General features: G+C 71.3%; 18 protein-coding genes and 7 pseudogenes. 11 read left to right on the top strand and 14 right to left on the bottom strand.

The window, feature by feature from the left end; all coding sequences use genetic code 11:
* A partial coding sequence (locus ACFVYI_RS34900; RefSeq protein WP_387893020.1) for an ALF repeat-containing protein occupies positions 1 to 1205 on the bottom strand: 1205 nt, incomplete at its 3' end.
* A 269-nt stretch (positions 1206 to 1474) separates the two neighbouring features.
* On the opposite strand from ACFVYI_RS34900, the pseudogene ACFVYI_RS34895 reads away from it, so the two are divergent.
* Positions 1475 to 1882: pseudogene (locus tag ACFVYI_RS34895) on the top strand (IS5 family transposase); the annotation flags it as partial.
* Positions 1883 to 1912: 30 nt separating this feature from the next.
* On the opposite strand, the pseudogene ACFVYI_RS34890 reads toward ACFVYI_RS34895, so the two are convergent.
* Positions 1913 to 2404, bottom strand: a pseudogene (locus ACFVYI_RS34890) (transposase); the annotation flags it as partial.
* A gap of 121 nt (positions 2405 to 2525) precedes the next feature.
* On the opposite strand from ACFVYI_RS34890, the pseudogene ACFVYI_RS34885 reads away from it, so the two are divergent.
* Positions 2526 to 2930, top strand: a pseudogene (locus tag ACFVYI_RS34885) (transposase); the annotation flags it as partial.
* A 43-nt stretch (positions 2931 to 2973) separates the two neighbouring features.
* On the opposite strand, the gene ACFVYI_RS34880 reads toward ACFVYI_RS34885, so the two are convergent.
* On the bottom strand, positions 2974 to 3504 hold the full coding sequence (locus ACFVYI_RS34880) for a YrhB domain-containing protein (RefSeq protein ID WP_387893017.1): 531 nt from the start codon (positions 3502 to 3504) through the stop codon (positions 2974 to 2976).
* Between the two features lie 116 nt (positions 3505 to 3620).
* On the opposite strand from ACFVYI_RS34880, the pseudogene ACFVYI_RS34875 reads away from it, so the two are divergent.
* Positions 3621 to 4241 (top strand): annotated as a pseudogene (locus ACFVYI_RS34875) (transposase); the annotation flags it as partial.
* A 42-nt stretch (positions 4242 to 4283) separates the two neighbouring features.
* Here ACFVYI_RS34875 and ACFVYI_RS34870 read toward each other — a convergent pair.
* The 3 genes and pseudogenes from ACFVYI_RS34870 to ACFVYI_RS34860 all read right to left on the bottom strand — a co-directional run.
* A complete protein-coding gene (locus tag ACFVYI_RS34870) occupies positions 4284 to 4679 on the bottom strand; it encodes a contact-dependent growth inhibition system immunity protein (RefSeq protein ID WP_387893014.1) in 396 nt (131 codons plus the stop codon).
* 86 nt (positions 4680 to 4765) lie between these two features.
* Positions 4766 to 5143 carry a hypothetical protein gene (locus ACFVYI_RS34865; RefSeq protein WP_387893011.1) on the bottom strand — a complete coding sequence of 126 codons (378 nt, stop codon included), beginning with the start codon at positions 5141 to 5143 and terminating at the stop codon, positions 4766 to 4768.
* A gap of 51 nt (positions 5144 to 5194) precedes the next feature.
* A pseudogene (locus ACFVYI_RS34860) lies at positions 5195 to 5400 on the bottom strand (hypothetical protein); the annotation flags it as partial.
* 604 nt (positions 5401 to 6004) lie between these two features.
* On the opposite strand from ACFVYI_RS34860, the pseudogene ACFVYI_RS34855 reads away from it, so the two are divergent.
* The 5 genes and pseudogenes from ACFVYI_RS34855 to ACFVYI_RS34835 all read left to right on the top strand — a co-directional run.
* Positions 6005 to 6199: pseudogene (locus ACFVYI_RS34855) on the top strand (DUF2000 family protein); the annotation flags it as partial.
* Between the two features lie 77 nt (positions 6200 to 6276).
* Positions 6277 to 6612, top strand: a complete 336-nt coding sequence (locus ACFVYI_RS34850) for a DUF2000 family protein (RefSeq protein WP_387893010.1) — start codon at positions 6277 to 6279, stop codon at positions 6610 to 6612.
* A gap of 4 nt (positions 6613 to 6616) precedes the next feature.
* A complete protein-coding gene (locus ACFVYI_RS34845; protein ID WP_387893008.1) occupies positions 6617 to 7465 on the top strand; it encodes an AraC family transcriptional regulator in 849 nt (282 codons plus the stop codon).
* Between the two features lie 587 nt (positions 7466 to 8052).
* Entirely contained in the window at positions 8053 to 8289 is a 237-nt protein-coding gene (locus ACFVYI_RS34840; RefSeq protein WP_387893005.1) for a hypothetical protein, read from the top strand.
* Positions 8290 to 8375: 86 nt separating this feature from the next.
* Positions 8376 to 9953: a hypothetical protein gene (locus ACFVYI_RS34835; protein ID WP_387893002.1), complete on the top strand. Its 1578-nt coding sequence runs from the start codon at positions 8376 to 8378 to the stop codon at positions 9951 to 9953.
* 33 nt (positions 9954 to 9986) lie between these two features.
* Here the strand turns inward: ACFVYI_RS34835 and ACFVYI_RS34830 are convergent.
* The 6 genes and pseudogenes from ACFVYI_RS34830 to ACFVYI_RS34805 form a co-directional block, all read right to left on the bottom strand.
* Positions 9987 to 10151: pseudogene (locus tag ACFVYI_RS34830) on the bottom strand (transposase); the annotation flags it as partial.
* Entirely contained in the window at positions 10091 to 10783 is a 693-nt protein-coding gene (locus ACFVYI_RS34825; RefSeq protein ID WP_387893000.1) for a hypothetical protein, read from the bottom strand. The gene ACFVYI_RS34825 and the pseudogene ACFVYI_RS34830, both read right to left, overlap by 61 nt.
* Before the next feature lie 382 nt (positions 10784 to 11165).
* Positions 11166 to 11600 carry an RICIN domain-containing protein gene (locus tag ACFVYI_RS34820; RefSeq protein ID WP_387893023.1) on the bottom strand — a complete coding sequence of 145 codons (435 nt, stop codon included), beginning with the start codon at positions 11598 to 11600 and terminating at the stop codon, positions 11166 to 11168.
* Between the two features lie 584 nt (positions 11601 to 12184).
* The gene (locus tag ACFVYI_RS34815; protein WP_387892997.1) at positions 12185 to 12694 is read right to left on the bottom strand and encodes a hypothetical protein; all 510 of its coding nucleotides are present in this window, start codon (positions 12692 to 12694) and stop codon (positions 12185 to 12187) included.
* Between the two features lie 529 nt (positions 12695 to 13223).
* Complete coding sequence (locus ACFVYI_RS34810; RefSeq protein WP_387892995.1) at positions 13224 to 13754, bottom strand: hypothetical protein; 531 nt, start codon at positions 13752 to 13754, stop codon at positions 13224 to 13226.
* A gap of 274 nt (positions 13755 to 14028) precedes the next feature.
* Positions 14029 to 14826, bottom strand: coding sequence for a class I SAM-dependent methyltransferase (locus tag ACFVYI_RS34805; protein WP_387892993.1), 798 nt, complete (start codon positions 14824 to 14826; stop codon positions 14029 to 14031).
* Between the two features lie 502 nt (positions 14827 to 15328).
* Between ACFVYI_RS34805 and dacB the strand changes: the two genes are divergently transcribed.
* The gene (gene dacB / locus ACFVYI_RS34800) at positions 15329 to 16894 is read left to right on the top strand and encodes a D-alanyl-D-alanine carboxypeptidase/D-alanyl-D-alanine-endopeptidase (RefSeq protein WP_387892990.1); all 1566 of its coding nucleotides are present in this window, start codon (positions 15329 to 15331) and stop codon (positions 16892 to 16894) included.
* A 319-nt stretch (positions 16895 to 17213) separates the two neighbouring features.
* Positions 17214 to 18317 (top strand): NADH:flavin oxidoreductase/NADH oxidase, encoded by a 1104-nt coding sequence (locus ACFVYI_RS34795; RefSeq protein ID WP_387892988.1) that lies wholly within the window; start codon positions 17214 to 17216, stop codon positions 18315 to 18317.
* 233 nt (positions 18318 to 18550) lie between these two features.
* On the opposite strand, the gene ACFVYI_RS34790 is transcribed toward ACFVYI_RS34795, so the two are convergent.
* Positions 18551 to 20026 carry a hypothetical protein gene (locus ACFVYI_RS34790; protein WP_387892986.1) on the bottom strand — a complete coding sequence of 492 codons (1476 nt, stop codon included), beginning with the start codon at positions 20024 to 20026 and terminating at the stop codon, positions 18551 to 18553.
* Between the two features lie 306 nt (positions 20027 to 20332).
* Positions 20333 to 21145, bottom strand: coding sequence for a DUF4253 domain-containing protein (locus ACFVYI_RS34785; protein ID WP_387892983.1), 813 nt, complete (start codon positions 21143 to 21145; stop codon positions 20333 to 20335).
* 235 nt (positions 21146 to 21380) lie between these two features.
* On the opposite strand from ACFVYI_RS34785, the gene ACFVYI_RS34780 reads away from it, so the two are divergent.
* Entirely contained in the window at positions 21381 to 21755 is a 375-nt protein-coding gene (locus ACFVYI_RS34780; protein WP_387892980.1) for a hypothetical protein, read from the top strand.
* Positions 21756 to 21814: the final 59 nt, after the last annotated feature.

Below are 21814 nucleotides of genomic sequence, written 5' to 3'. Positions count from 1 at the left end.
CTCGCGGTGGCCGCCGCGGAGGCGGCGCCGGCGGCGTCCCGAGCGCCCCTGGCGGCGTCGCGGGCCTGCTGGGCGGCGGCGCTGGCGGCGCCGGCCTCGTTCCGGTTGCCCGCGGCCGACGCGGCGGCCCGGTACGCCTTGGAGGCGGCCTGCTCGGCCGCTGCCGCGGCCGCCGCGGCCGACTGCGCGGCCGAGGCTGCCGTGCGCGCGGCGGCGACGGCGGCGTTCGAGGCGGAGATCGCCGTCTCCGCGGCGGCGGCCGCGCCCTCGGCGGCCTGCGCGGCGTTGTTGGCCGCCTCGCCCGCCTTGTTGACGTCGTCCTTGGCGGCGGCGGCCTCGGCGGCGGCTCGCAGCGCGGCCTCCTTCGCCTTGCCCGCGGCGTCCTCGGCGCGGGCGCCGGCCTGCTTGGCGTTCTCGGTCTCGGTCTTGGCGCGCTGGCCGGCCTCCTTGGCCGCCTGGGCGAGCTGGGTGATCGAGAGCGTCTCCTGGTCCCGGGTCCGGGCCAGGTACTGGCCGTTCTCCAGGAACGCGCGGACGTCCTGGGCCGTCCCGGCGAGCGCCCGCTGGGCCTGCCTGGTGTACTCGGGCCCGGGGTTCTGGCCGAGCGCGGCGAAGACGGCGAACCGGTCGTCCTCCTCCTGCGCCTTGGCCTGGCCGGTGGTCAGGAAGTCTTCCAGGGCCTTCTGGGTGCCGTCGTTCAGCGCCTTGGCGGCGGCCGTTTTGACACCCGCCTCGCTGTTGTTCAGCACGTAGAAGACGGCCGCCCGGCGATCGTCGTTCATCGGGTTCTGCCAGCCCGAGGTGACGAACGCGTGGACGTCGGTGTCGGTGCCGTTCAGCGCCTTGATGGCGGCGTCGCGGACGCCGACGCCGGTGTCGCTGAGCATCTTCAGAACGGCGAAGCGCTCGTCCTCGGCGGAAACCCGGGCCAGGGTCTCACCGAGGAACTTGGTGAGGTCCGCGTCGGAACCGAGCAGCGCCTTCGCGGCGGCGTCCTTGGTCGAGAGGCCACCCAGCTCCCAGGCCTCGACGACCTTGCCGCGGACGTCGGCGGGCAGCGGCGCCGGCCCGGCCTCGGACGGCAGGGCTTGGGCGACGGTCGTGCCGGCCACGGTGGCGGCAAGGGTGAGTGCGATCAGAGCGGAGAGTTTCTTGCGGATCCGCCGCCCCTGCGGCGATCCAGTCCGATTTGTCGTGTAGGTCATAACCTCTCACGTTTCCCCCGGGCCCGTCAGGACCCCTTTGTGGCGGGACAGTTGTCCCGGCACCGCGAGGAGCCTAGTTGTGCACGGATGAAATTCCGACCGACTTTATTGATTGTCCGGATGTGCACGCACTGGCTTGATCGCTGCACTGGCTTCGAATACGTATTGTTCAGTGCAAAACGGACGAGGGGATTGACGGGGGATCATCTGGGTACACCTCAGACGGCGTTTGAGACCGTGTTTGAGATCTGCCGTGTCGCTGGCCAGGAGTGGTCGTTGAGCCTCATGTGAACTGTGGTGGGGGTGGGTATCCGTCAGACCTGACGGATGAGCAGTGGACGTTGGTGGAGCCGTTGCTGCCGCCCGCGAAGGTGGGGCCGAAGGGCGGGCGGCTGGAGAAGCATCCGCGGCGGCGGATCGTTGACGCCATCTTCTATGTCGTGCGGACCGGGTGCGCCTGGCGTCAGCTGCCGAAGGACTTCGCGCCGTGGCCCACGGTGTACTGGTACTTCACGCGTTGGCACGACGACGGAACCGTGGAACGGCTCCACGACGCGCTCCGCGGTCAGGTCCGCGAAGCCGATGGCCGCAGCGTCGAACCCAGCGCGGGGCTCATCGACTCGCAGTCCGTGCGCACCGCCGACACGGCCCCAGCCGAGACAAGGGGCTTCGATGCGGGCAAGAAGACATCCGATGCGAAAGAACTGTCAAGCAGCAAGCGTCAGGTGAGGCCCTGGCGGAGCTGGGAAGGCGACGGCTTCGTCGAAGGGAATACGTCGGGTCAGACAGTGGTGGAGACAGCCGATCATGCGGTTGAAGAGGTTGCGCTGGGCGCCTGTGTGCCGCTCCCCTGTGGCTCGCCGGCGGTCGTAGTGGGCTCTCGCCCCGGTCGAGTGGGCCATGGCGGCGAAGGCCCACATGTATCCGACTGAGGCCAGCCTCTGGTTCTTGACTCTGCGGGCCAGGACAGCCACGTTCTTGCCCGAGGCCCTCGTGACGGGGGCCGCGCCCGCGTACGCCTTCAGCCCTCTGGCGTCGGCGAACCGGGACCGGTCGTCACCGATCTCGGCAAGGACGCGGGCCCCGCTGAGCGGGCCGAGCCCGGGGAAACTCGTGATGATCTCGGCGTCGGGGTGGGTCTCGAAGGCCTGCACTGAGGCTTCGGCGAGGTCCTCGGCGCTCACGCAAGTGGCTTTGAGGGCGTCATGCTGACGCCGGCGATCGGCGACGGGAAGGAGTCATTACCGGCGAGACAGTTGCACAAGGAGCCGGAGGAACGGTGATCAGTGCTCCTCAGCGGCTCCAACTGCCGCCCATTAGGTCAAGGGCCGCAAGCGGTTCCTCGTGACCGACACGCTCGGCCTGCTCCTGGCTGTCCGCGTGGTCGCCGCGAACATGCAGGACCGCGACGGTGGGAAGCGCCCGCTGCTGTGGACCCGCCTCGACCATCCGAGCGTGCGGAAGATCTGGGCCGACCAGGGTTTCGCCGGCCGCCTGGTGGACTGGGCCGACCAGATCCTCGGTCGCGAGCTGGAGATCGTCCGCAAGGACCCTGACCAGCGCGGATTCCAGGTGCAGCCGAAGCGGTGGGCGATCGAGCGCACGTTGTCGTGGATCACCGCCCACCGGCGTCTGGCCCGGGACTACGAGACCAGCCCGGCGCACTCGGAGACGATGATCCGCTGGGCGATGATCGGCATCATGGTCCGTCGACTCACCCGCCGTGGGCCGGCAAAGCGACCTGGACCTCGGCCCCTCGACCGGACTGCTACTGGACTGGGCCAGCCAGCGTTTCGATGGACAGAGGCGGGCGGCTCTCCTCTTCCCGGGTGCGGTCCGCGAGCTCTTCCGATGGTTCGGCTCCGTCCCGGACGGCCATGACGTAGGTCCTTGCCTCCTGCAGGCTCAAGCGCGGGGCTTGCTGTCGGAGGTGGCTCATCGCGGCCACGACCCCGGCGGAGTTCACGAGTGCGCGGACAGAGGCGGCCAGTGGGTCGGGCATTCTGACGCCCTTGATCTGCCGGAGGTAGAGCTCCTCCCAGTCCTCAGCCATCGTGGTGGCCGGGACATGGTGGATGCTCCCGTCGTGCCGGTCCACCAGGTATGGGCCGCTGCCCACCAGGTTGTCGCGCAGATCACGGGTACGGGCGTACTCCGCCGAGTTCCAGAAGACGAGCCAGCCGACCGCATGCTCCTCCACACGATAAACGGCCAGCTCGGGGACCGGCCCCGCCCATGTCAGCCGTTCTCTGACCAGCAGGGACTCGACAAGCTCGACGGCACGTTCCTCGGAGATCACGCCCTCATCATTCACCCCAGGTCAACCGGGTTTCCGAGCTTGCCCACGTCGCCAGCTGAGATCTCAAACGCAGTCTGAGATCTGCCGTGCCCCGTTGCCGAGGCGTTCGTTGAGCTCACCGCGACGGCACCGTCGAACGGATCCATGACGCCCTGCACGGCAAGGTCCGTGAAGCCGACGGCCGCGACGCGGAGCCGAGCGCGGGCCTGATCGACTCGCAATCCATCCGCACCGCCGACACGGTCCCCGTTGCCACCAGGGGCTTCGACGCGGGCAAGAAGGTGAAGGGCCGCAAGAGGTTCATCGTCACCGACACTCTCGGCCCGCTCCTGGCCGTCCACGTCGTCGCTGCGAGCATCCAGGACCGCGACGGCGCGAAGCGACCGTTGCTCTGGACCAGGCTCGACCACCCCAGCGTCAAGAAGGTCTGGGCCGACCAGGGCTTCGCCGGCCGCCTGGTCGACTGGACCACCCAGATCCTTGACCGCGACCTGGAGATCGTCCGAAAGGCCCCTGACCAGCGCGGATTCCAGGTTCAGCCCAAGCGGTGGGCGGTAGAGCGCACATTCTCGTGGATCACCGCACACCGGCGCCTCGCCCGGGACTACGAAACCAGCCCGGCCCACTCCGAGACGATGATCCGCTGGGCCATGATCGGTGTCATGGTCCGCCGGCTCACCCGTGGCCGTGCTGCGACGCGCCCCGGCCCACGACCGCTCGTGCGGCAATCCTTGTAGACAGCCCGCCGGCCCTCGCCGACGGTAGCTGCTGGCGGCGAGCTACCAAGCCAAGAACCCCTCAACCTCGCGCTTCAGGGCAGGCGGCAACTCGGCCAGTTCCGAGACGATCAGGCGGACCTCCCGCCCGAGTTCGGGGAACTCACTCCAGACCTCCGCACTCCTGGTGAGCACGGCGGCCAGCAGATCGCCCTCGTACATGTCGCCTTCCGTCAGCGGGTCGGCCCGGAGGAGCTCCACCGCCATTGGCAGGAGATAGGCAAGGCCCACGTCTTGCCTGATCAGCAGCCGCATGTCCTCTACCGTCAGGCCGCCGATCGGCTTTCGCCGAAGCTCGCGTGCGGTCGCCATCAGCCGGGTTTCGCCGCCCGACGGGACCGACCAGCGGTCGCGCTCAAGCTCCTCAAGAGAGCGGTCACGGTTCACGAATCGAGTCACCGACCGATCGTCCCATGTGAGGTCTCAAGCGCGGTCTGAGACCGCGCTTGAGACCTTCCGTTCAGCTGCCCCTGCTGGGTAAGGGCTCAGCAGCTTTCCTCGATGTAGAGGAGGGTCAGGCCGTCTGCAGAGGCGAACTCGTAGGGGTGATAACTCGGTGCTTCGTCTGTGTTGAGCCTGTGCTTGATCTCGTGCCAGACCGCGAGTCGGTCGCCTGGGGAGACATGGCGGAAGTGTCCACCGGCGCCTTCTCCGATGATCAGCGCGTCTGCTTGAGTCGCGAGACGCTTGGTCAGGTTGCGGTGGAGTGGGCCTCGCACCTTTCGCCAGCGGTGGCCCTTGTCATCGACGAATTCCTCACTGCCGGCGGGAGATGGGACGCCTTCGCCGTACCGGTACTGGACCGGTGGCAGGGCGGCCGTCATTTCGGACAGAGTCGCGGCATGCGGACGCTTCTTGGGCATGGCCCAACTCTCCCAGCTCTCGGGACGGCAGCCACACGCCGGTGGCAAGGCTCAGGACGCCACGTGCTGAAGAGCCCGTCGGCCTGATCGAATGGCTGGTCCCAGGCGGGTGAGCCGTCGGACCGTGATGCCGATCATCGCCCAACGGATCATGGTCTCGGAGCGGGCGGGCTGCTGCTGCTCGTAGTCGCGGGCGAGGCGTCGGTGGGCACGATCCAGGAGAAGGTGCGCTCTACGGCCCAACGTGGTGGCACGACACGGCAGATCTCAAACACGGCCTCAGACGCGCTGTCGGGCCGGGAGACCCCGCTGGCCCGGGCCGGACCTCACCAGGTCGGCGGCCGAATCGGAGGCATCCTTCGCAGCTCATCTGAACACGGCGGACCCGGTGGACCCGGTGGCCCTCGTCCTCCGCAGCTCGGAAGAGTTCCGACTGCCCGGCTTCATGCCCTGGCAGGCGACCGGAAGCGAACTCCATCTCAGCCAGGCCCTCTCCGGACTTCTCGTACGACGGCCTTCAAGGCGCCCACGCGACGCGCGCGCAGGCTCGGCCGCCGAGGAAGCCGACACCTCCACAGCGCGAACCACCGGGCCCCGAGCAGGTATCGCAGGTCCCGGAAGCGGACCCGGACCCGGCTCAGTCGATCAATTTCGTACAAGACGCTTGGCGCGGCTCAGGGCAGTCTCAGATTCGGTGGCGACGTGTGCTGCGCACACCACTGGGACGACAAGAACACGGTCGGGGGCGGGTCGGGACGTGACAGGGCTCCCGAGGAGAGCACCACCGTTGTCCCCGAGAAGGCCACCACCCGTTGACGACTCCCGGAAACGATTGACTCTCTGACTACCCATCAGGAAAGGATGGTTCATCTCCCCATGAACACACCCACCAGGTTCGACTGGGACACCAAGATCGCCGTCGTGCTCCGGGAGGACCTCGCGGTCTGGCAGAAGCTCAACGTGACCGCCTTCGCCACCAGTGGCATCGCGGCGACCGTCGACGGCGTCACCGGCGAGCCCTACGTGGACGGCGACGGCGTCAAGTACCTGCCGATGTTTCGCCAGCCCGTCCTGATCTTCAGCACCACCGCCGAGCGGATGAAGACCATCCACCAGGTGCGCTGCAGCGCGACGTGGTGGTCGCGGTCTACCCCGAGGCGATCTTCGCCACCAACAACGACGAGGACAACCGGGCCACCATCGCCGATGTCCCCAGCGCCGGGCTGGTCCTGGCGGGCATCGCGGTGCGCGGTGACAAGAAGGACGTCGACCGGGTGGTGCGCGGCGCCACCAGCACGACTGACGGCGCACCCGGTGGCGGCACCCACGGAGCGGACCTTCCGGTGCAGGTCCTGCGCCTGCGGCTCCGCCGCGGCGGACCGGCCGGCGCCGGGCGGGAGCGGCGGCCGGTGGCCGACGGCCGGTCCCGGAGCACGGAGGAGGCAGCAGCTCGGGGCGTTGTAGCCTGACGGTATGCCTACGCACGCACACGAAGCGGGTGCGTCCGGGTCGGACCGGTCGGTGTTTCTGCGGCCGTCGGCCGGTGTTGAACTGCTCCATGCCTACTTCCGCCGGCACGTGTACGCCCGACACGCCCACGAGGGGATGGCGCTGGCGCTGGTGGACTTCGGGGTGGCCGCCTTCGACTGTGCGGGCCGCAGGCACGTGGCGCCCTCCGGCTCGGCCTTCCTGATCAGGCCCGGGGAGATCCACACGGGACGGGCCGCGACCCAGGAGGGGTACCGGTACCGAGTGCTGTACCTCGCCCCGGACGCGGTGCGGCGTTTCGCGGGCGTCCACGAGTCCGCCGTCCGACTGGGCAACGGGCTGGTGGACGACCGGCGGCTGGCCCGCACCCTCGCCCAGGCGCACGACGCGCTCACTGTTCCCGCGGCCTCCGAACTTGCCGGGGAGACCGCCCTGTTGCGGATCGGCTCGGTACTGGCGGGCCGGACCACCGACGGCCGCGTCGCCCCCGGAAAGGGCGCCGGCGGGCCGACCGGTGCGGTGCGGATCGCCCGCGACTATCTGCACGCCGCGCCGGAGACCGACATCTCGCTCTGGCAACTGGCGGAGGTCAGCGGGGTGAGCGTGCACCACCTGGTGCGGTCGTTCTCCGCGGCGATGGGTATGCCGCCGCACGCGTACCAGATCCAGCTGCGGGTGTGGCGGGCGCGATCGCTGCTGGCCGAGGGACGGTCGCTGTCGGAGGTGGCCCAGCTGGTCGGCTTCTACGACCAGCCGCACTTCACCCGCGTGTTCAAACGCCACACCGGGGTGACCCCGGGGCAGTTCCTGGTGGCCCGCGAGGCCGTCCGCTGACGAGCGGCGGTGCGCCTACGCCGGGCCCGCCGGAGCGGGACCCGGCGCCGGGTCACGGCCGTCGCGCAGCGGCCAGCCGGGAGACCGCCTCGTGGAGGAGCTCCGGTCGCTTGCGGAACGCGAACCTGGCCGGCCACCGAGGCCCGTTCGAAGCCTGGTGGGGCGTGGTCATCCTGGCCGGTCCGATCACCCGGCCGACCTTCCAACCAGTGGCGTCGAGGGTCTTCCCGGCGGAGGAGACGACCACCGTCCGCTCCCGCGTCCCCGCCAGCGTGGCTGTCGAGTGGTGCCGCAGACCGTGTTGGAAGCCGTTGTCGAACCGATAGTGACGGGTGCGTCTCCGCTGGTCAGGCATAGTGTCGGTGCCTCGGTGGCAGAGACGGGGTGTCGTGTCGTCTCTTCGGTGGAGGTTCAACCCGCCTTTCTGAACGCCAGACCAGCACCAACCCCTACCGGCGCCGCCCGTATCTTCATCCCAGCGCGACGCCTCCGCCGACGAGCGCCTGCACACCCCGTAGACCCCGTGCGCCGCCACCCCGCGACACGACGCTGTCCCTGCCCGGGGGGCAAGGAAGGACCGACGCCCCGTGGCGGAGGTCGACGAGGGCCTGGAGCGTGCCGAGCGCACCCGCCCGATCCCGGCGCACCTGAACACCCAGGTCAGGTTCCTGCAGGAGAACGTCGCCAGGAACGACACCAAGCGCCTCGCCGAGGCCGCCGGTGTGTCCGGTGTGCATCGCGCAGCGCTGCGACACACGAGGTTTCTCATGACCTCGCTACCTCGAAGTGATCGGATCGGGGTATCTAATTGTTGTTTGTCATGATTTGTCCATCAGGTGTCCTGTCATGCTGGTGACTTGTCGCTCGGGGGGTGCGGGGCGCTTTGCTGTGAGGAGAGGTGAACCCGCGGATGAGTGCTCGTACTCGTGGACAGGGCGATCTGCCGTGGTACCGGATCAGCCGTCAGTGGCCCGTGGCCGTGTTCAACAGGGCACTGGACGGTGGGACGACCCCGGTTCCCGCCGTCGTCGTGTCCGATCCGGTTGACTCGGGTGGACAAAGTGGGGAGCGCGGTGTGGGGGTGGCATCGCTGGGGTGCGCGCTGCTGTCCGGCATGGCGCTGCTGGCGGCCACGGCTCCACCGGTGGCCGCCGCGCCGGTGGAGGCCGTGCCAGTGCAGGCGCAGCAGGCTGATCCGTCGCAGACCTTCACCTTCACCGGCGCTCCGCAGACCTTGACGGTTCCGGCGGCGGCGGTGGTGACGATCACCGCGGACGGCGCGGGCGGCGCCGACAATACCGGCACCCCCTGTTCCGTCACAGGGGCCGGTGGGGCAGGGGCGCGGGTGGTGACCACCCTTCCGCAGACCACCGCCCCGACGACCTTCACCATCAACGTCGGCGGCACCGGCGGCACCGGCTGCAACGGCACCGGGACGCCGGGTACCGGCGGGTTCAACGGCGGCGCCCCGGGGGGGAGTTTTCCGGCCAGTGGTTTCCACTTTGAAGGTCCGGGTGGGGGCGGGGCCTCCAGCATCAGCACGGGCGGCTCCCTGCTGGTGGTCGCCGGGGGCGGCGGTGCCGCCGGCGGCACCGGAGCAGGCTCCACGGGGGGCAACGGAGGCAACGGCGGGACAACGCCGGATGCCACCAGCGGTACCACAGGAACTGCCACCGGCCCCGGGGCTTCGCCGGGGCAGGGCGGGGGCGGCGGCAGCACCAGTACCAGTACGGGGGGTGCCGGCGGGGCCGCAGGCACCGTTCCATTCTGTGCGGTCACGAACGGCGGGTCGGGGAGCGGGTTCTCCGGTGCCACGGTCGGTACCGGTGGCACCGGGGGCAGCTTCGACGGCGGCTGCGCCGCCACTGCCGTCAGTGCCGGTGGTGGCGGTGGGGGCGGGTACTTCGCCGGTGGGGGTGGCGGCAGCGGCGCCGTCAACAACACGGGCACCGCGGCGGGTGGGGGCGGGGGTGGTGGGGGCAGCAGCTTCGCCACCCCCACGGGTACAGGCACGAGCTATGCGCTTTCCACACTTGGGACGGCGAACCACGACGGCCAGGTGATCATCTCCTACACGCTCCCGTCCTTGACCATCACCAAGACCCACACCGAGGACTTCACACAGGGGCGGGACGGCACCTACACCATCACCGTGGGCAACGCCGTCGGGGCCGCCCCGACCACCGGCGCCGCGGTCACCGTGTACGACACCCTGCCCGTCGGGCTCAGCGCCGACAGCATCAGTGGCACGGGATGGAACTGCACCCTGAACATCCTCACCTGCACCCGTGGCGACATCCTCCCCGCCGGAAGCAACTACCCTCCCATCACCCTGACGGTCGACGTCTCCTGCGAGGCCCACGCCGAGGTGACGAACCGCGCCACCGCCCTCGGAGGCGGCGACACCACTAGCCACACCGCCGCCGACCTCACCAAGATCACGCGCCACGAGCACGACGAGCGCTGCGAGCGCCACGACCACTGGTAATCCAGCCGACCTGTGCCAACAGCGGGGCACGTCCATGAGGACGTGCCCCGCGTCCACCACGATGTGCCACTTGCGGCCATTGATCTTCTTCCCTCCGTCGAACCCTCGCGTGGAGGCCGGCACCGACGCGGCCGCCTTCACCGACTGTGCGTCGATGATGCCCGCGGTCGGCTCCTGATCCCGACCCGCCGCCTCACGAACAGGCGCTTCCACGGGCGGCCGCCGTTGGATTCGGCGGTGCCCGGGGTGGCGGTGGTGTACCACTGGGCGTACCAGTAGTAGCCCTGGTACTTGACGAACGCGGCCGTCGAGGCGGCCGGGTCGCCGGTGAGGAGGTGGGTCTCCAGAGTGGTGGAGCCGCCGGCGACCTCGATGGCGTTGCCCGCGGCGGAGCGGAGCTTGAACAGGACGTTGTGCTTCGGTGCGCCGGGGGCGCCCTCGCTGCCGTTGTCGGTGATCGGGACGAGCCGCCACGTCTGCTCCTTCCGCCCGTCGCACGGGAGGGAGGCGACGTCCTGCCGGACGGTCGTGGCGCTCAGGCACCGGCCGCCGCCGATCGTGTACAGGCCGCCGCCGGCCGACTGGATGCGCCAGTACTGGTTGGGGTTCTGGTCCATCAGCTCCACCAGGTGGGCCCGGGACTGGTCGGCGAAGTTGTCGATCATCATGGGCTTCCCGGTGGGACTGTCGCCGTACTCGAACTGCCAGCCCTTGTCGCCCATGTCGTACAGCCGCCACAGCCGGCCGCCGTCGGGCCGGTAGACCTGGCCCGGCTTCCAGTCCGGGGCGGCGCAGGAAGCAGCCCCGCCGGGCCTGCCGGATGGCGGCATCCCGCCCGGTACGGCGGATGCGCCCGCCGAACTTGATCTCGGGCCCGATCTCCTGTGCTGGCTCACCTCCGACGCCGACCCCGACCGCTGGCCCGTTCTGGTCTGCAGCAGGTCAGCGGACTGGACGCGGTACGACTGCGGGATGGCCGCTTCCTCCTGCGGACCTCCACCGCCGCGCTCCCCGAATGCCCCCTGAGTGACGCCTCGCTCTGGGGCGATCCTTCGCCGGGATTCGTCCACTGGCGCGAGCAGCAGATCCGCTGGAAGGCCGGTCGCGACCCCTTCACCAACGAACCCGATCCCCATGCGGACGCGTTTCCCCGCTGAACTGGGATGGCTCCCCTGGCCCGGCACGCGGCCGGGCCAGGGGGGCCAGGACAGGTCAGCCGACCGGGTTGAGGGTCCACCGCTGGTTCGCCGTACCCCCCGAGGACCACTGGACCACCGGAGCCGCGTCGCTCGGGTCGCCGCCGGCGACATCGAGGACGAGGCCGCTGTTGAAGTTGATCACGGCCATCGTGGCGCCGTCGACATTGACCTTCCCCCAGCGCTGGTTGGCGCCGCCGTTGCAGGTCCACTGGACGACCGCGGCCCCCTGCGCGGTGCTCCAGCCCGGCACCTCCAGGCACTTGCCGCTGTACACGTTGACGACGAAGCCGTCACTGACCCGCCACTGCTGGGCGGTGTCACCGCACCAGGCCGACTGACGCACCGGCGCGCCGTCATCGGTACGGAAGTCCGCCGCCCCCAGACACTTGCCCGTCGCCGCGTTCTGGAACGCCACGGCGGTGTCGGCCGACAGCGGGACGTAGGACATCCCCGAGGCCGAGGCCAAAGCGGGCGCGGCGGCCAGCAGCCCGGCCCCCAGCCCGAGGGCGACCGCGGCGGCGGCGGAGCCCAGGCGGCGCGTGGTGGTGAAGTGGTCGTTCATGGTTCCCCCATGGGTCTTCGCAGCTGTGGTTCGGACCGAGACACCCGGGCCTTCCCGACCGTCTCAAACCCATAGACGCGCCGAACCCCTGGAGGTTGCAGGTGCCTCGGAAGTATTTCTGAACCCACGTCAGAACGCCGGACCAGCCCACTCACCGCTCGATCCGCGCAGCAGCTGCCGCGCTCCACCACGCGGATACCCGTGGACGCGCGCGGACGCACGGCGGCGAAGGCGAAGGGGCCCGAAGGGCGGCGCGACACAGGTTCCGCCGACGGCTCGACCCGGGATGGTCACCCGATCGGCGACCGGCGCCGAGCCTCTTCCGCCTCGCCGATGCCCGGCGTGGGCGTCGCGGACGACCTGCCGCCTCCTCTCCGGTCCGTTGACGCAGGCCGCCCCTGCTGCCGGGTGGGGCAGCAGGGGCGGCCGGGCGGGTGCGGGTACTTCAGATGGTCACCCGCGGCGGGGCGTCACTGCCAGACGCGGTAGACCGCGTCGCGCGCCTGGCCCAGGTACTGCTGGTAGGTGCCCAGGTGCCAGGCCGCCCAGGAGGCCCAGCCTCGCCCGGTGCCGTCGTTGTCGATCGCGAAGGCCTTGCGGGCCGACCAGCCCATGTCCTGCCAGTTCTCGGGGGTGACGACCCCGGCGTCGTGGTAGTGGACGTCGGGGTACCAGCGCTCGTTGATCTGCCAGGCACCGAGGTCCTTGGTGCCCGGGTCGGGGTCGGTGGGGAGGTTGGTGTGGACGGCCAGGCGGTTACAGCCGGACTCGGCCATGGCGATCGCCACGGCGTAGATCGCGTCGTCGTTGCGGCCCTCGCCGGACTTGTCCTTCGCGAAGCCCGCCAACTGGGCCTCACGGGCACAGGCGTCGATACCGCTCTGGTCGCCGGCGGCGTTGGCGGTGAAGCTGGTCGAGGTGAGACTGAGGGCCAGGACGGCGACCGAACCGGCCAGCAGAGCACGGGTCTTGCGCAGCACGAGAGTTCTCCCTTCGGTGACGGCCCGGGGTCGGGCCGTGTACAGAGAAGGACGCTAGGCAGCGCGGGTAGACAGGCCGTCAACGAGTGATAGACGCCGGTCCGCGCAAGGGGGACGCCGGTCCACGCCGGGAGCGGCACGGCGGCGCGGACCGGCCGTCGGCGGGAGCAGCCGTCCGGGGTCGCGGGGCGGCCTGGCAGGGTCCCCCGGGGCGCCGGGCGGGCCCACAAGTCCAGACAGGTCCAGACAGGTCCAGTACGGGGACGACCGCCGGTGACGCGGCGCCCGACGGGCGGATCGTCACCGAGTTCCAGCGGCGGATTCACCCCTCCCGGCCGCGGATGCACTGCGTGCCGGAGGTACCGGTCGGCCCTGACGGCGGGGCAGAGGGGGCGGAGTGGATCCGCACGGTGCGCGCCCGGCACGGCGGACCGACCCCCCGGAACGCGCCGTCAACCACGGCGCAGCACGGTGGCACGAGACCTTGAGAATGACCACAGGGGAGGCCGGCCGCACCGTGGCTCCGCCGCTACGAGCTGCGCCCGGGCCACCCCCCGGAGGTGGTGCTGAAGCCGCCGGAGCTGGTGGACGTGTCGGAGGTTCGGCTCGGCTGGAGGTCGGAGCCGGAGGTGGTGATCCGGACGCGGCCCCGGCCCGGATCCTCCTGGCGGCCAACCGACTCGGTGGTGGACCACCTGGCCGCAGCTGCGGGCGCGGGGGCCGCCGGCGGGCGCGGGTCCTCCCGGTCGATCCGCAGTACCAGGCTGCGGCCGCCCGGATTGCCGACCCCGTCGCGGTCGGTGCAGCGGACCACCTGACTGAGGGTGCCGCCGCGCTCCTCCCACCGGCCCACGACGGCGCGGACGCTGGGCCCCCAAACACCCTCGTACTCGTACTCGACGGCGAGGTCCCAGTCCTCGGCGTCGATCAGCTCGCTGGCGCCGACGGCTCCCGGCACCACAACGGTGGCGCCGCCCCGGACGCTCACCACGGCGCGCTGCGGCCACTCGGCCTGTACACCGGTCACCGTGATCCGGTGGGCGCCTCGGTACTTCGGCATCGGTCACTCCCGCAAGCTGGTTCGGCTGGTCCGTACTCCTCCTCACTTCTACGGCCGGCGGCCGGGCCGGGGTTCGCCGCCCGGACACCGGTTCGACCTCAGCCGGTGTGATCTCGGACTCCTGTCCGCGCGAATCCGCGCCGGACCGGGGATCCAGGATGCCCCGGACGACCACCGCACCTCCCCCCTGCACGGTGTTCTCGCAGGCGAGCTCGAACACGCTCGGCGAGGACGGCCTCCTCGGCGGCGACGGTGTACCGGCCGGTCCGGGCCGTCAGCGGGCGACGGTCACGACCAGCGCGCTGAGCGCCCCTTCGACCGGGCCGGTGCCGCAGCGGTCGGCGATCGCCGCCGCGACCGCCCGGGTCACCTCGTCCAGGGTGTGCGTGCCCCGGTCCTCGATCTCGTTGCGCAGCGGGGTGCCCTGGCAGAAGGCCGTCGCCACGTCCTCTGCCGACTCTGCGCGGCCCCGCTCGGCGAGGGTCTCGATCCGCGGGACGCCCGTGAACCCGCCGTCCGCCAGGTCCTGCGCGATCGTGGCGGTGTCGTGGTAGCCGTACGGGACGCGGCTCAGGAAGTCCGGCGGGTCCGTGGGGAAGAGTTCGGCGACCGCCGTTTCGACCATCGCGGCGAAGTCGTTCGCCACGACGGTCTCCCACACGCTGAACAGCAGGACACCGCCCGGCCGCAGCACCCGGACGGCCTCGCCGAAGGCGCGCGGGCGATCGGGGAAGAACATGGCCCCGAACTGGCAGACCACGGCGTCGCAGGAGCCGTCCGGGAACGGCAGCGCCATGGCGTCCGCCTCGACCCAGCGCACCGGGCGGGCGAGCGGCAGGGTCCGCGCGTGGTCGAGCATCGGTCGGCTGAGGTCGGTCGCGGTGATCGAGGTGTCCTGCGGCAGGGCGGCGGCCAGCTCACGGGTGACCACGCCGGTTCCGGCGGCGGTCTCGATCACGTCCCGAGGGTGCCGCTGCGCCAGGCGCCGCGCCAGGTCCCGGGCGTAGGGGCGGAAGAGCAGCGGGACGAGGCGCCGCTCGTAGGCGCCGGGGATCGCGCCCTCGAAGGACATGCCGTCCTGCCTCCTGTCGCGTGCGGCGGGACCTGGGGCCCGCCCCGGGCCCGTCCGCGGCGCCCGGTGGTGCGAGTGTGACACGACTGCGCGCTCGCGGCCCGCGCTCCGGGCGGAGACCGCGGCCGGGCCGCAGCGCTCTCCGACACGAGGCCCCGAGGGCCGCGCCCGGCCCGCCGGCGGAGGACTGCGGCGTCCGACCCCGCCCGGGACCCCTGTGATCGTCCGACCGGATGACATCCGCCCCACACGCCGTCAGCACGCCGCGAGCAGCCGGACATGCGTGGTCCGGCTCCCTACGATTCCGCCGTGAGCGCCCCGGCGATCGTGGCCCGGGGGCCCCGCTGCCCGTGCGATGCAGGCCGACCTCGCCCCCCCAGGTCTCTTCGGCCGGGCCACCTCGACCCGGGGTTCTTCAACCCCAGAAACGGCGGAACGCATGAGACCGACCATCCGCGGCCGGCTGAGGGCCTGGGCCGCTTCCGGTGCGACACTCGTGGCCGTGGCCGGCACGGTCGTCACCGGCCCGACGGCGGTGGCACACGACGACGACCTCGGGCCCGCCATCGAGGCGATCATGCACAAGCCCGGCTACGAGCACGCGCAGTGGGGCGTGCTGGAGATCGACGTCGCGACCGGGGAGGTGATTCATTCCAGGAACGCGAACCAGTTCTTCATCCCCGGCTCGACCACCAAGCTGGTCACCATGTCCTCGGCCTGGCACACCCTTGGTCCCGACCACCGCTTCACCACTCCCGTGCTCGCGACCGGCACCCGCGACGGCTCGACCCTGAACGGGAACCTGGCCCTGGTCGCCCAGGGCGACCTGACGATGGGCGGGCGCACCAAGCCCGACGGCTCGGTCGACTACACCAACATCGACCACACGGAGGCCAGCCTCCCCGGCGCCGCCCTCACCCCGGAGAACCCGCTCGCCGGGCTGAACGAGATCGCCCGCCAGATCCACGACGCGGGCATCTCCCAGGTCAACGGTGACGTGATCGTCGACGCCCGGCTGTTCGCGCTCCCGGACCTGGACCCGCAGCCCACCCCGCTGATCATCAACGACAACCTCATCGACCTGCTCACCACCCCCACCGCGGCCGGTCAGCCCGCCCAGCTGACCTGGCGCCCGCAGGTCGCCCCCTACCAGGTGACGTCCACCGTTCAGACGGTGGAGGCCGGCGGCCCGACGGACGTCCAGGTCGCCGCCTCCCCGGACGGCACCCGGATCTCGCTGTCCGGTACGATCGCCGCCGACGCCCAGCCCCTGCTGCGGATCTCCGACATCCAGAACCCCAACGACTTCGGTCGCACCGCTCTGATCGAGGCACTCGCCCGGGTCGGCGTCACCGTCACGGCCGATCCGACCGGCCCCAACCGCCAGGACGCGCTGCCGGCCTCCTACGAGGGCGACCCGCAGGTCGCCGCGTACGTCTCGCCGCCGTACAGCCAGTACGCCAAGCTGATCCTGAAGGTCAGCCACAACCTCGGCGCGAACCTGGCGCTGTGCAACATGGCCGTCGCGCGAGGCAGCCGCAACTGCTTCGACGCCTTCGGAACCGAGCACGCCTTCCTCACCGATGTCGCCCACGTCGACCCGACCCAGTTCCAACTCGCCGACGGACGCGGCGGTGTGGCATCGGACCGGGCCACCCCGATCGGCCTCGACCAGCTCCTCGCCTACTGGCTGGGCACTCCCGACGCGGACGCCTTCCGGTTGTCCCTGCCGATCCTGGGGGTCGACGGCAGCAACGGGATCTCCTGCACCACCGACTGCCCGGCCAAGGGCAAGGTCTTCGCCAAGCCCGGCACCATCCTGGGCCTCGACGAACTCAACCAGCAGATCGCGGTCGGCGCCCAGGAGGAGGCCGGCTACCTGCAGACGGACGAGGGCTGCCTCCACCTCTTCTACATCGGCGTCACCGGCGCGGCCAGCCCCTCGATCGACAGCTTCATCGGCATCTTCGACGACGTCAACCAGATCTCCGCCCTGCTGCAGGAGCAGGCCTCGGCCGCCGAGCACGATCGCACGACCGGACCGTCCCGCGAGCACCGCACCCGCTGACCGCACCCGACCGGCACCAGGACCTGGCCGGCCCACCGCCCGGGTCCTGGTGCCGCGCACGCCGACGAGCTCGGCGGGCGCCCGCGGGGAACGCCCGGCCGGGTAGGTCCGACCCGATAGGTCCGACCGAGCCGGGCGGCCCGCCCGGTCGGACCGCCCGGTGGCGAAGACGGCGGCGAAGACGGCAGCGGAGACGGTGGCGGAGCGAATGACAGTTGCGATTGTGGCGCGTGTGCAACTATTGTCGCAGCATAGATTGCTCCTGCAATCACCCGCGGTCCGTCTCCTCTCCGCCCGCCGATCCGACCAGGAGTCCGCCATGAGTACCACCCTCTTCACTCCCCTCACCCTGCGGTCATTGACCGTGCCCAATCGGGTCTGGATGCCGCCGATGTGCCAGTACAGCGCCGCACCGGACGGCGCGGCGGCGGGCGTCCCGACGGACTGGCACTTCTCCCACCTGGCGGCGCGCGCCGCCGGCGGCACCGGGCTGATCATCACCGAGGCCACGGCCGTCAGCCCCGAGGGCCGCATCTCCCCCTACGACCTCGGCCTGTGGAACGACACCCAGACCGAGGCCTTCCGCCGGATCACCGCGTTCCTCACGGCGCACGGCACCGTCCCGGCCGTCCAGCTCGCCCACGCCGGCCGCAAGGCGTCCACCGAGCGCACCTGGGTCGACCGCGGCCGCGCCCTCGCCCCGGAGGAGACCCACGGCTGGCAGCCCGTCGCGCCCAGCGCCCTCCCCTTCGAGCCGGCCCGGGTCGCCCCGGCAGAGCTCACCACGGAGCAGATCGGCGAGGTCGTCCGGCAGTTCGCGGACGCCGCCCGGCGCGCGCTCGACGCCGGCTTCCAGGTCGTCGAGATCCACGGCGCCCACGGCTACCTGATCCACGAGTTCCTCTCCCCCCACACCAACCACCGCACCGACGCCTACGGCGGCTCCTTCGAGGGCCGGATCCGTTTCGCACTGGAGGTCGTCGACGCCGTCCGCGCGGTGTGGCCCGAGGAGCTGCCGATCTTCTTCCGGGTGTCCGCGACCGACTGGCTCACCGAGAATCCCGAGGACGAGCGCGACGGTTGGACCTCGGAGGACACCGTCCGACTGGCGAAGGAACTGCACGCCCACGGCGTGGACCTCCTCGACGTCTCCACCGGCGGCCTCGTCCCGGACGCCCGGATCGACGCCGGCCCGGGCTTCCAGGTGCCGTTCGCCGAGGCGGTGCGCAACGAGACCGGTATGCCGGTGGCGGCCGTCGGCCTGATCACCGACCCCGCCCAGGCCCAGCGGATCCTCGCCGACGGCAGGGCCGACGCCGTCCTGCTCGGCCGCGAACTGCTGCGCAATCCGTTCTGGGCCCGCCACGCCGCCACCACCGTCGGCGGCGAGGTCGCCGCCCCGGTGCAGTACCACCGCGCCTAGGGCTTTGTCGTCGGTGTCCCGTTGGTACGGGACACCGACGACGTCGTGAGGCGGGGCGCGACACCGACGACGTCGTGAGGCGGGCCGGGCCGCGCACTCGGGCCAGTTGCCTCCCACAGAGGATCCGGGCGGCACGCGTACCGGCCCGGCTCCTGGGATCGGAGGCGGGCCGGCGGTCCGGGTCGGGACCGGTCACACGGGTCGGGACCGGTTGCTGCCGCAACCGGCCGGGGTCAGGACACGAGCTTGATGACAGCCTCGGCCGCGGCCTTGCCCGCCGCGGACACGATCGCCTTCACGAGGTCGCCGAGGGCTCCCGTGACGCCGGCCGCGAGGGTGTCCGTCGCGTCCAGGTCGGCCTTGAAGGTGCCGTTGAGAATGCCGTCCCACTTCTCGGTGATCTGCGGGTTGTTGCCCACGAACGTGAAGTCGTCGTTGCGGTCCGGCGTCCCGAAGGGCAGGCCGGCGACGGTGCCCTCGGTGTGACCGGAGTGCTGGAAGGTGAACACGGTCCCGTCCGGCGTCATCACGGCGGCGGTGATCGTGTAGTCGATGTTGTCGAAACCGCTGTCGTGCGCGTGCGTGCTGAACGAGAAGAAGCCGTCCTGGCGCATCACGACGTGCGCCGAGCCGCCGATGGCGATGTCGGTGGTGACGTCCTGGTCGAAGTTCTTGCTCGACGTGTCGTACCAGAAGTGGTCCCGGACGGAGGCGTCACCGCCGACGAACCAGAGTTCCATGCTGCCGGGGATCCGGGAGACGGCCGCAATGCCGCTGGTGACGGAGGCACCGCCGGCGGGGGCGAGCTCGAACCCCTGCCAGGTGCTGCCCTCGTACCAGTACCGGTCCTGCACCGAACCGTTGGCCCCGACGAACCAGACCTCCATACTGCCCGGAATCCGCGACACCGCAGCAATGCCGGTGTGGGTGGAGGCGCTGCCGGCGGGGGCGAGCTCGAACCCCTGCCAGGTGCTGCCCTCGTACCAGTACCGGTCCTGCACCGAGCCGTTGGGCCCGACGAACCAGACCTCCATACTGCCCGGAATCCGCGACACCGCAGCGACGCCGCTGGTGCTGGACACGCTGCCCTGGGGCGAGAGTTCGAACGCCTGCCAGGTGCTGCCCTCGTACCAGTAGCGGTCCTGCACCGAACCGTTCCCGCCGACGAAGAACACCTCCATACTGCCGGGGATCCGCGACACCGCCGCGATGCCCCCGATGGTCGAAGCGGTTCCGGGGGACGAGAGCTCGAACCCCTGCCAGGCGCTGCCCTCGTACCAGTAGCGGTCCTGCACGGAGCCGTTGGCGCCGACGAAGAACACCTCCATGCTGCCGGGGATCCGGGAGACGGCCGCGATGCCGCTGGTGACGCCGGCGCTGCCGGCGGGGGCGAGCTCGAACCCCTGCCAGGCGCTGCCCTCGTACCAGTAGCGGTCCTGCACCGAACCGTTGGCCCCGACGAAGAACACCTCCATACTGCCGGGGATCCGCGACACCGCCGCGATGCCGCCGTTGACGGAGGCACTGCCGGGAGGCGCGAGCTGGTAGCTCCGCCACGGCGACCCGTCGTACCAGTACGCCCCCTGGACCGAGCCGTCCGAGGCGACCCACCAGACCTCCATGCTTCCGTCGATCCGGGAGACCGCGGCGACCCGGCTCGACAGCGACGCACCGCCGGCCGACGCAAGCGTGAATTGGTTCCAACTCATCTGGGACCTCCGGTGGTTCTCTGTCGGAACACGCGAGCCGGGAAGGGCCCCGGCCCGGTTCGCGGGGAGCGTGGGCCGGGACGCCGGACCGAGTGCTCAACGCGTGCTCCCACGTTAGGAATTCACCGCGACGCCAGCATGAGGCCGTGGTCCTGCCTATGTCCCGGGACCGGTGCACCAGTCGGGCGCGTCGGCCGTGGGACCGACGTGCCGGGGAGGACGTCGCCCGCACGCCACGGGCGGTGTCGAGGACCTCCGTTCATGGCTGACGGGCCAGTGAGACCCGGTGCTGACGGGGTGAGCCGGTCAGTCCCACCAGAACGACCACTGGTGGGAGCCCACCAACCGCTCGGCGTACGCGGCGAGCGTGCCGGCGCCCTGGAAGACCAGGTCCGGGCAGAAGGCGATGTGCTCGGCGGCCACCGGCACGGCATCGGCCGGCGTGGCGGGCGGCACGGGGACGCTCAACAGCAGTGTGTCGAAGCCCACTTCGACCACCTGGGCACCGAATCGGCGCTCCCAGTCGGCGAGCACGGCGGCGATCTTCGCGGTGTCCCCCTCGTGGTTCGTCGGACCGCCCCACCCGCACACCGCCAGCGCCTCGGCGCCGCCGCCTGCCCGCACCAGCCCGAGACGGCAGTCCCGGACGGACTGCAGCACGTCGGCCAGTCCCCTGGCCTCGACCCCGGCCGCGCCCTCGGGCACGGAGGCGGCAGGCGCGGTGCCGGGCCAGCTCAGGCCGTAGGGGGCCAGGGCCTCGGCGCGATCGGCCTCGTCCCCGTACTCCTCCTCAGCCTCGCCGTGTCCCTCCCACCACCGGCGCAGCAGAGCGGCCGGGTCGTACAGGCCGGGCTCGGAGACCTGGCTCGGGTGGAGCTCGCCGGAGAGCCAGGGGCGGAAGTCGGGGCCGTCGTCGAGCGGGCTCAGCAGCAGCGGCCACAGCCCGGTCTCCGGGTGCGCGCGGTGCAGGTGCGCCCACAGTCCGGCCGTGGCAGGAGCGTCGCTGATCCACAGCAGTGGCTCCGGCCCGTCCCCCTCCTCAGGGGTGACCAGCCGTCCGGGCGGCAGGGCGACGGGCAGAGCGGCTACGGCACGAGCGAGGTCCGAAGGCTGGGTCATGCGAGCACCCTAGGGGCCGGGTCCGACAACGGGCTGCGGCGGCCCACCGCGGCCCGTCACACGCGGAGCGGGCCCGCGCGGGCGCGGCGCCGAGCCCGGCACTGAAGACCTCCCCGCTCCTGTCTGCCGAGGCCGGCCCAGCCCGGAGGCCGGCTGCGCGGGTGCGCTGCGCGCCGCCGGATAATGGTCGGGGCCGCAGGCCGGCCGCACCGAGCGATGGAGAGGCAGTGGACGGATGACCCTGGAAGAAGGCCGGCGCGTCAGGTTGGCCGAGGACGTCGGGATCGGCGAGGCGGTCGCCGGGGAGCCCGGGGCCGTCGTCGGGTTCCTCTCGCTGGGAGCCGGGCTGGAGGGCACCGTCGAGCGGGTGGACGGGGAGCTCCCGGAGAGCCACGAGGTCCGCGAGTACCAACGGCTCAAGGCGCTGTTCGAGGACTACGGGCACACCATGCCGGTGGCGAGCCGGGAGCGGCTGGAGGCGGAGATCGCCGTGCTGGAACCGCAGTGGGCCGCCTTCCGGGAGCAGGGCAAGCGGGTGACGGTCCGGGTCCGGTGGGACAACGGCTTCGTCCTCGACGGGGCGCACCAGGACGTCCTCACCCCGCTGTGACGGAGGACGCCCCGGTGCGCGAGGGCGGCCGCCGCCCGCCGGGGCGGGCGATCGGCACC

The organism is Kitasatospora sp. NPDC058218 (assembly GCF_042882445.1).
Taxonomy (GTDB): Bacteria; Actinomycetota; Actinomycetes; order Streptomycetales; family Streptomycetaceae; genus Kitasatospora.
The sequence above is the reverse complement of the archived record's forward strand: the minus strand, read 5'-3'. Positions and strand labels throughout refer to the sequence as shown.

Bases quoted from the DNA above. Each gene is read 5' to 3' on its own strand.
- ACFVYI_RS34865 (WP_387893011.1), bottom strand. From the start codon at position 5,143: ATGCCCAAGAAGCGTCCGCATGCCGCGACTCTGTCCGAAATGACGGCC.
- ACFVYI_RS34845 (WP_387893008.1), top strand. From the start codon at position 6,617: ATGCCTACGCACGCACACGAAGCGGGTGCGTCCGGGTCGGACCGGTCG.
- ACFVYI_RS34835 (WP_387893002.1), top strand. From the start codon at position 8,376: ATGAGTGCTCGTACTCGTGGACAGGGCGATCTGCCGTGGTACCGGATC.
- ACFVYI_RS34825 (WP_387893000.1), bottom strand. From the start codon at position 10,783: ATGCCGCCATCCGGCAGGCCCGGCGGGGCTGCTTCCTGCGCCGCCCCG.
- ACFVYI_RS34820 (WP_387893023.1), bottom strand. From the start codon at position 11,600: ATGTCCTACGTCCCGCTGTCGGCCGACACCGCCGTGGCGTTCCAGAAC.
- ACFVYI_RS34810 (WP_387892995.1), bottom strand. From the start codon at position 13,754: ATGCCGAAGTACCGAGGCGCCCACCGGATCACGGTGACCGGTGTACAG.
- ACFVYI_RS34805 (WP_387892993.1), bottom strand. From the start codon at position 14,826: ATGTCCTTCGAGGGCGCGATCCCCGGCGCCTACGAGCGGCGCCTCGTC.
- ACFVYI_RS34795 (WP_387892988.1), top strand. From the start codon at position 17,214: ATGAGTACCACCCTCTTCACTCCCCTCACCCTGCGGTCATTGACCGTG.
- ACFVYI_RS34790 (WP_387892986.1), bottom strand. From the start codon at position 20,026: ATGAGTTGGAACCAATTCACGCTTGCGTCGGCCGGCGGTGCGTCGCTG.
- ACFVYI_RS34785 (WP_387892983.1), bottom strand. From the start codon at position 21,145: ATGACCCAGCCTTCGGACCTCGCTCGTGCCGTAGCCGCTCTGCCCGTC.
- ACFVYI_RS34780 (WP_387892980.1), top strand. From the start codon at position 21,381: ATGACCCTGGAAGAAGGCCGGCGCGTCAGGTTGGCCGAGGACGTCGGG.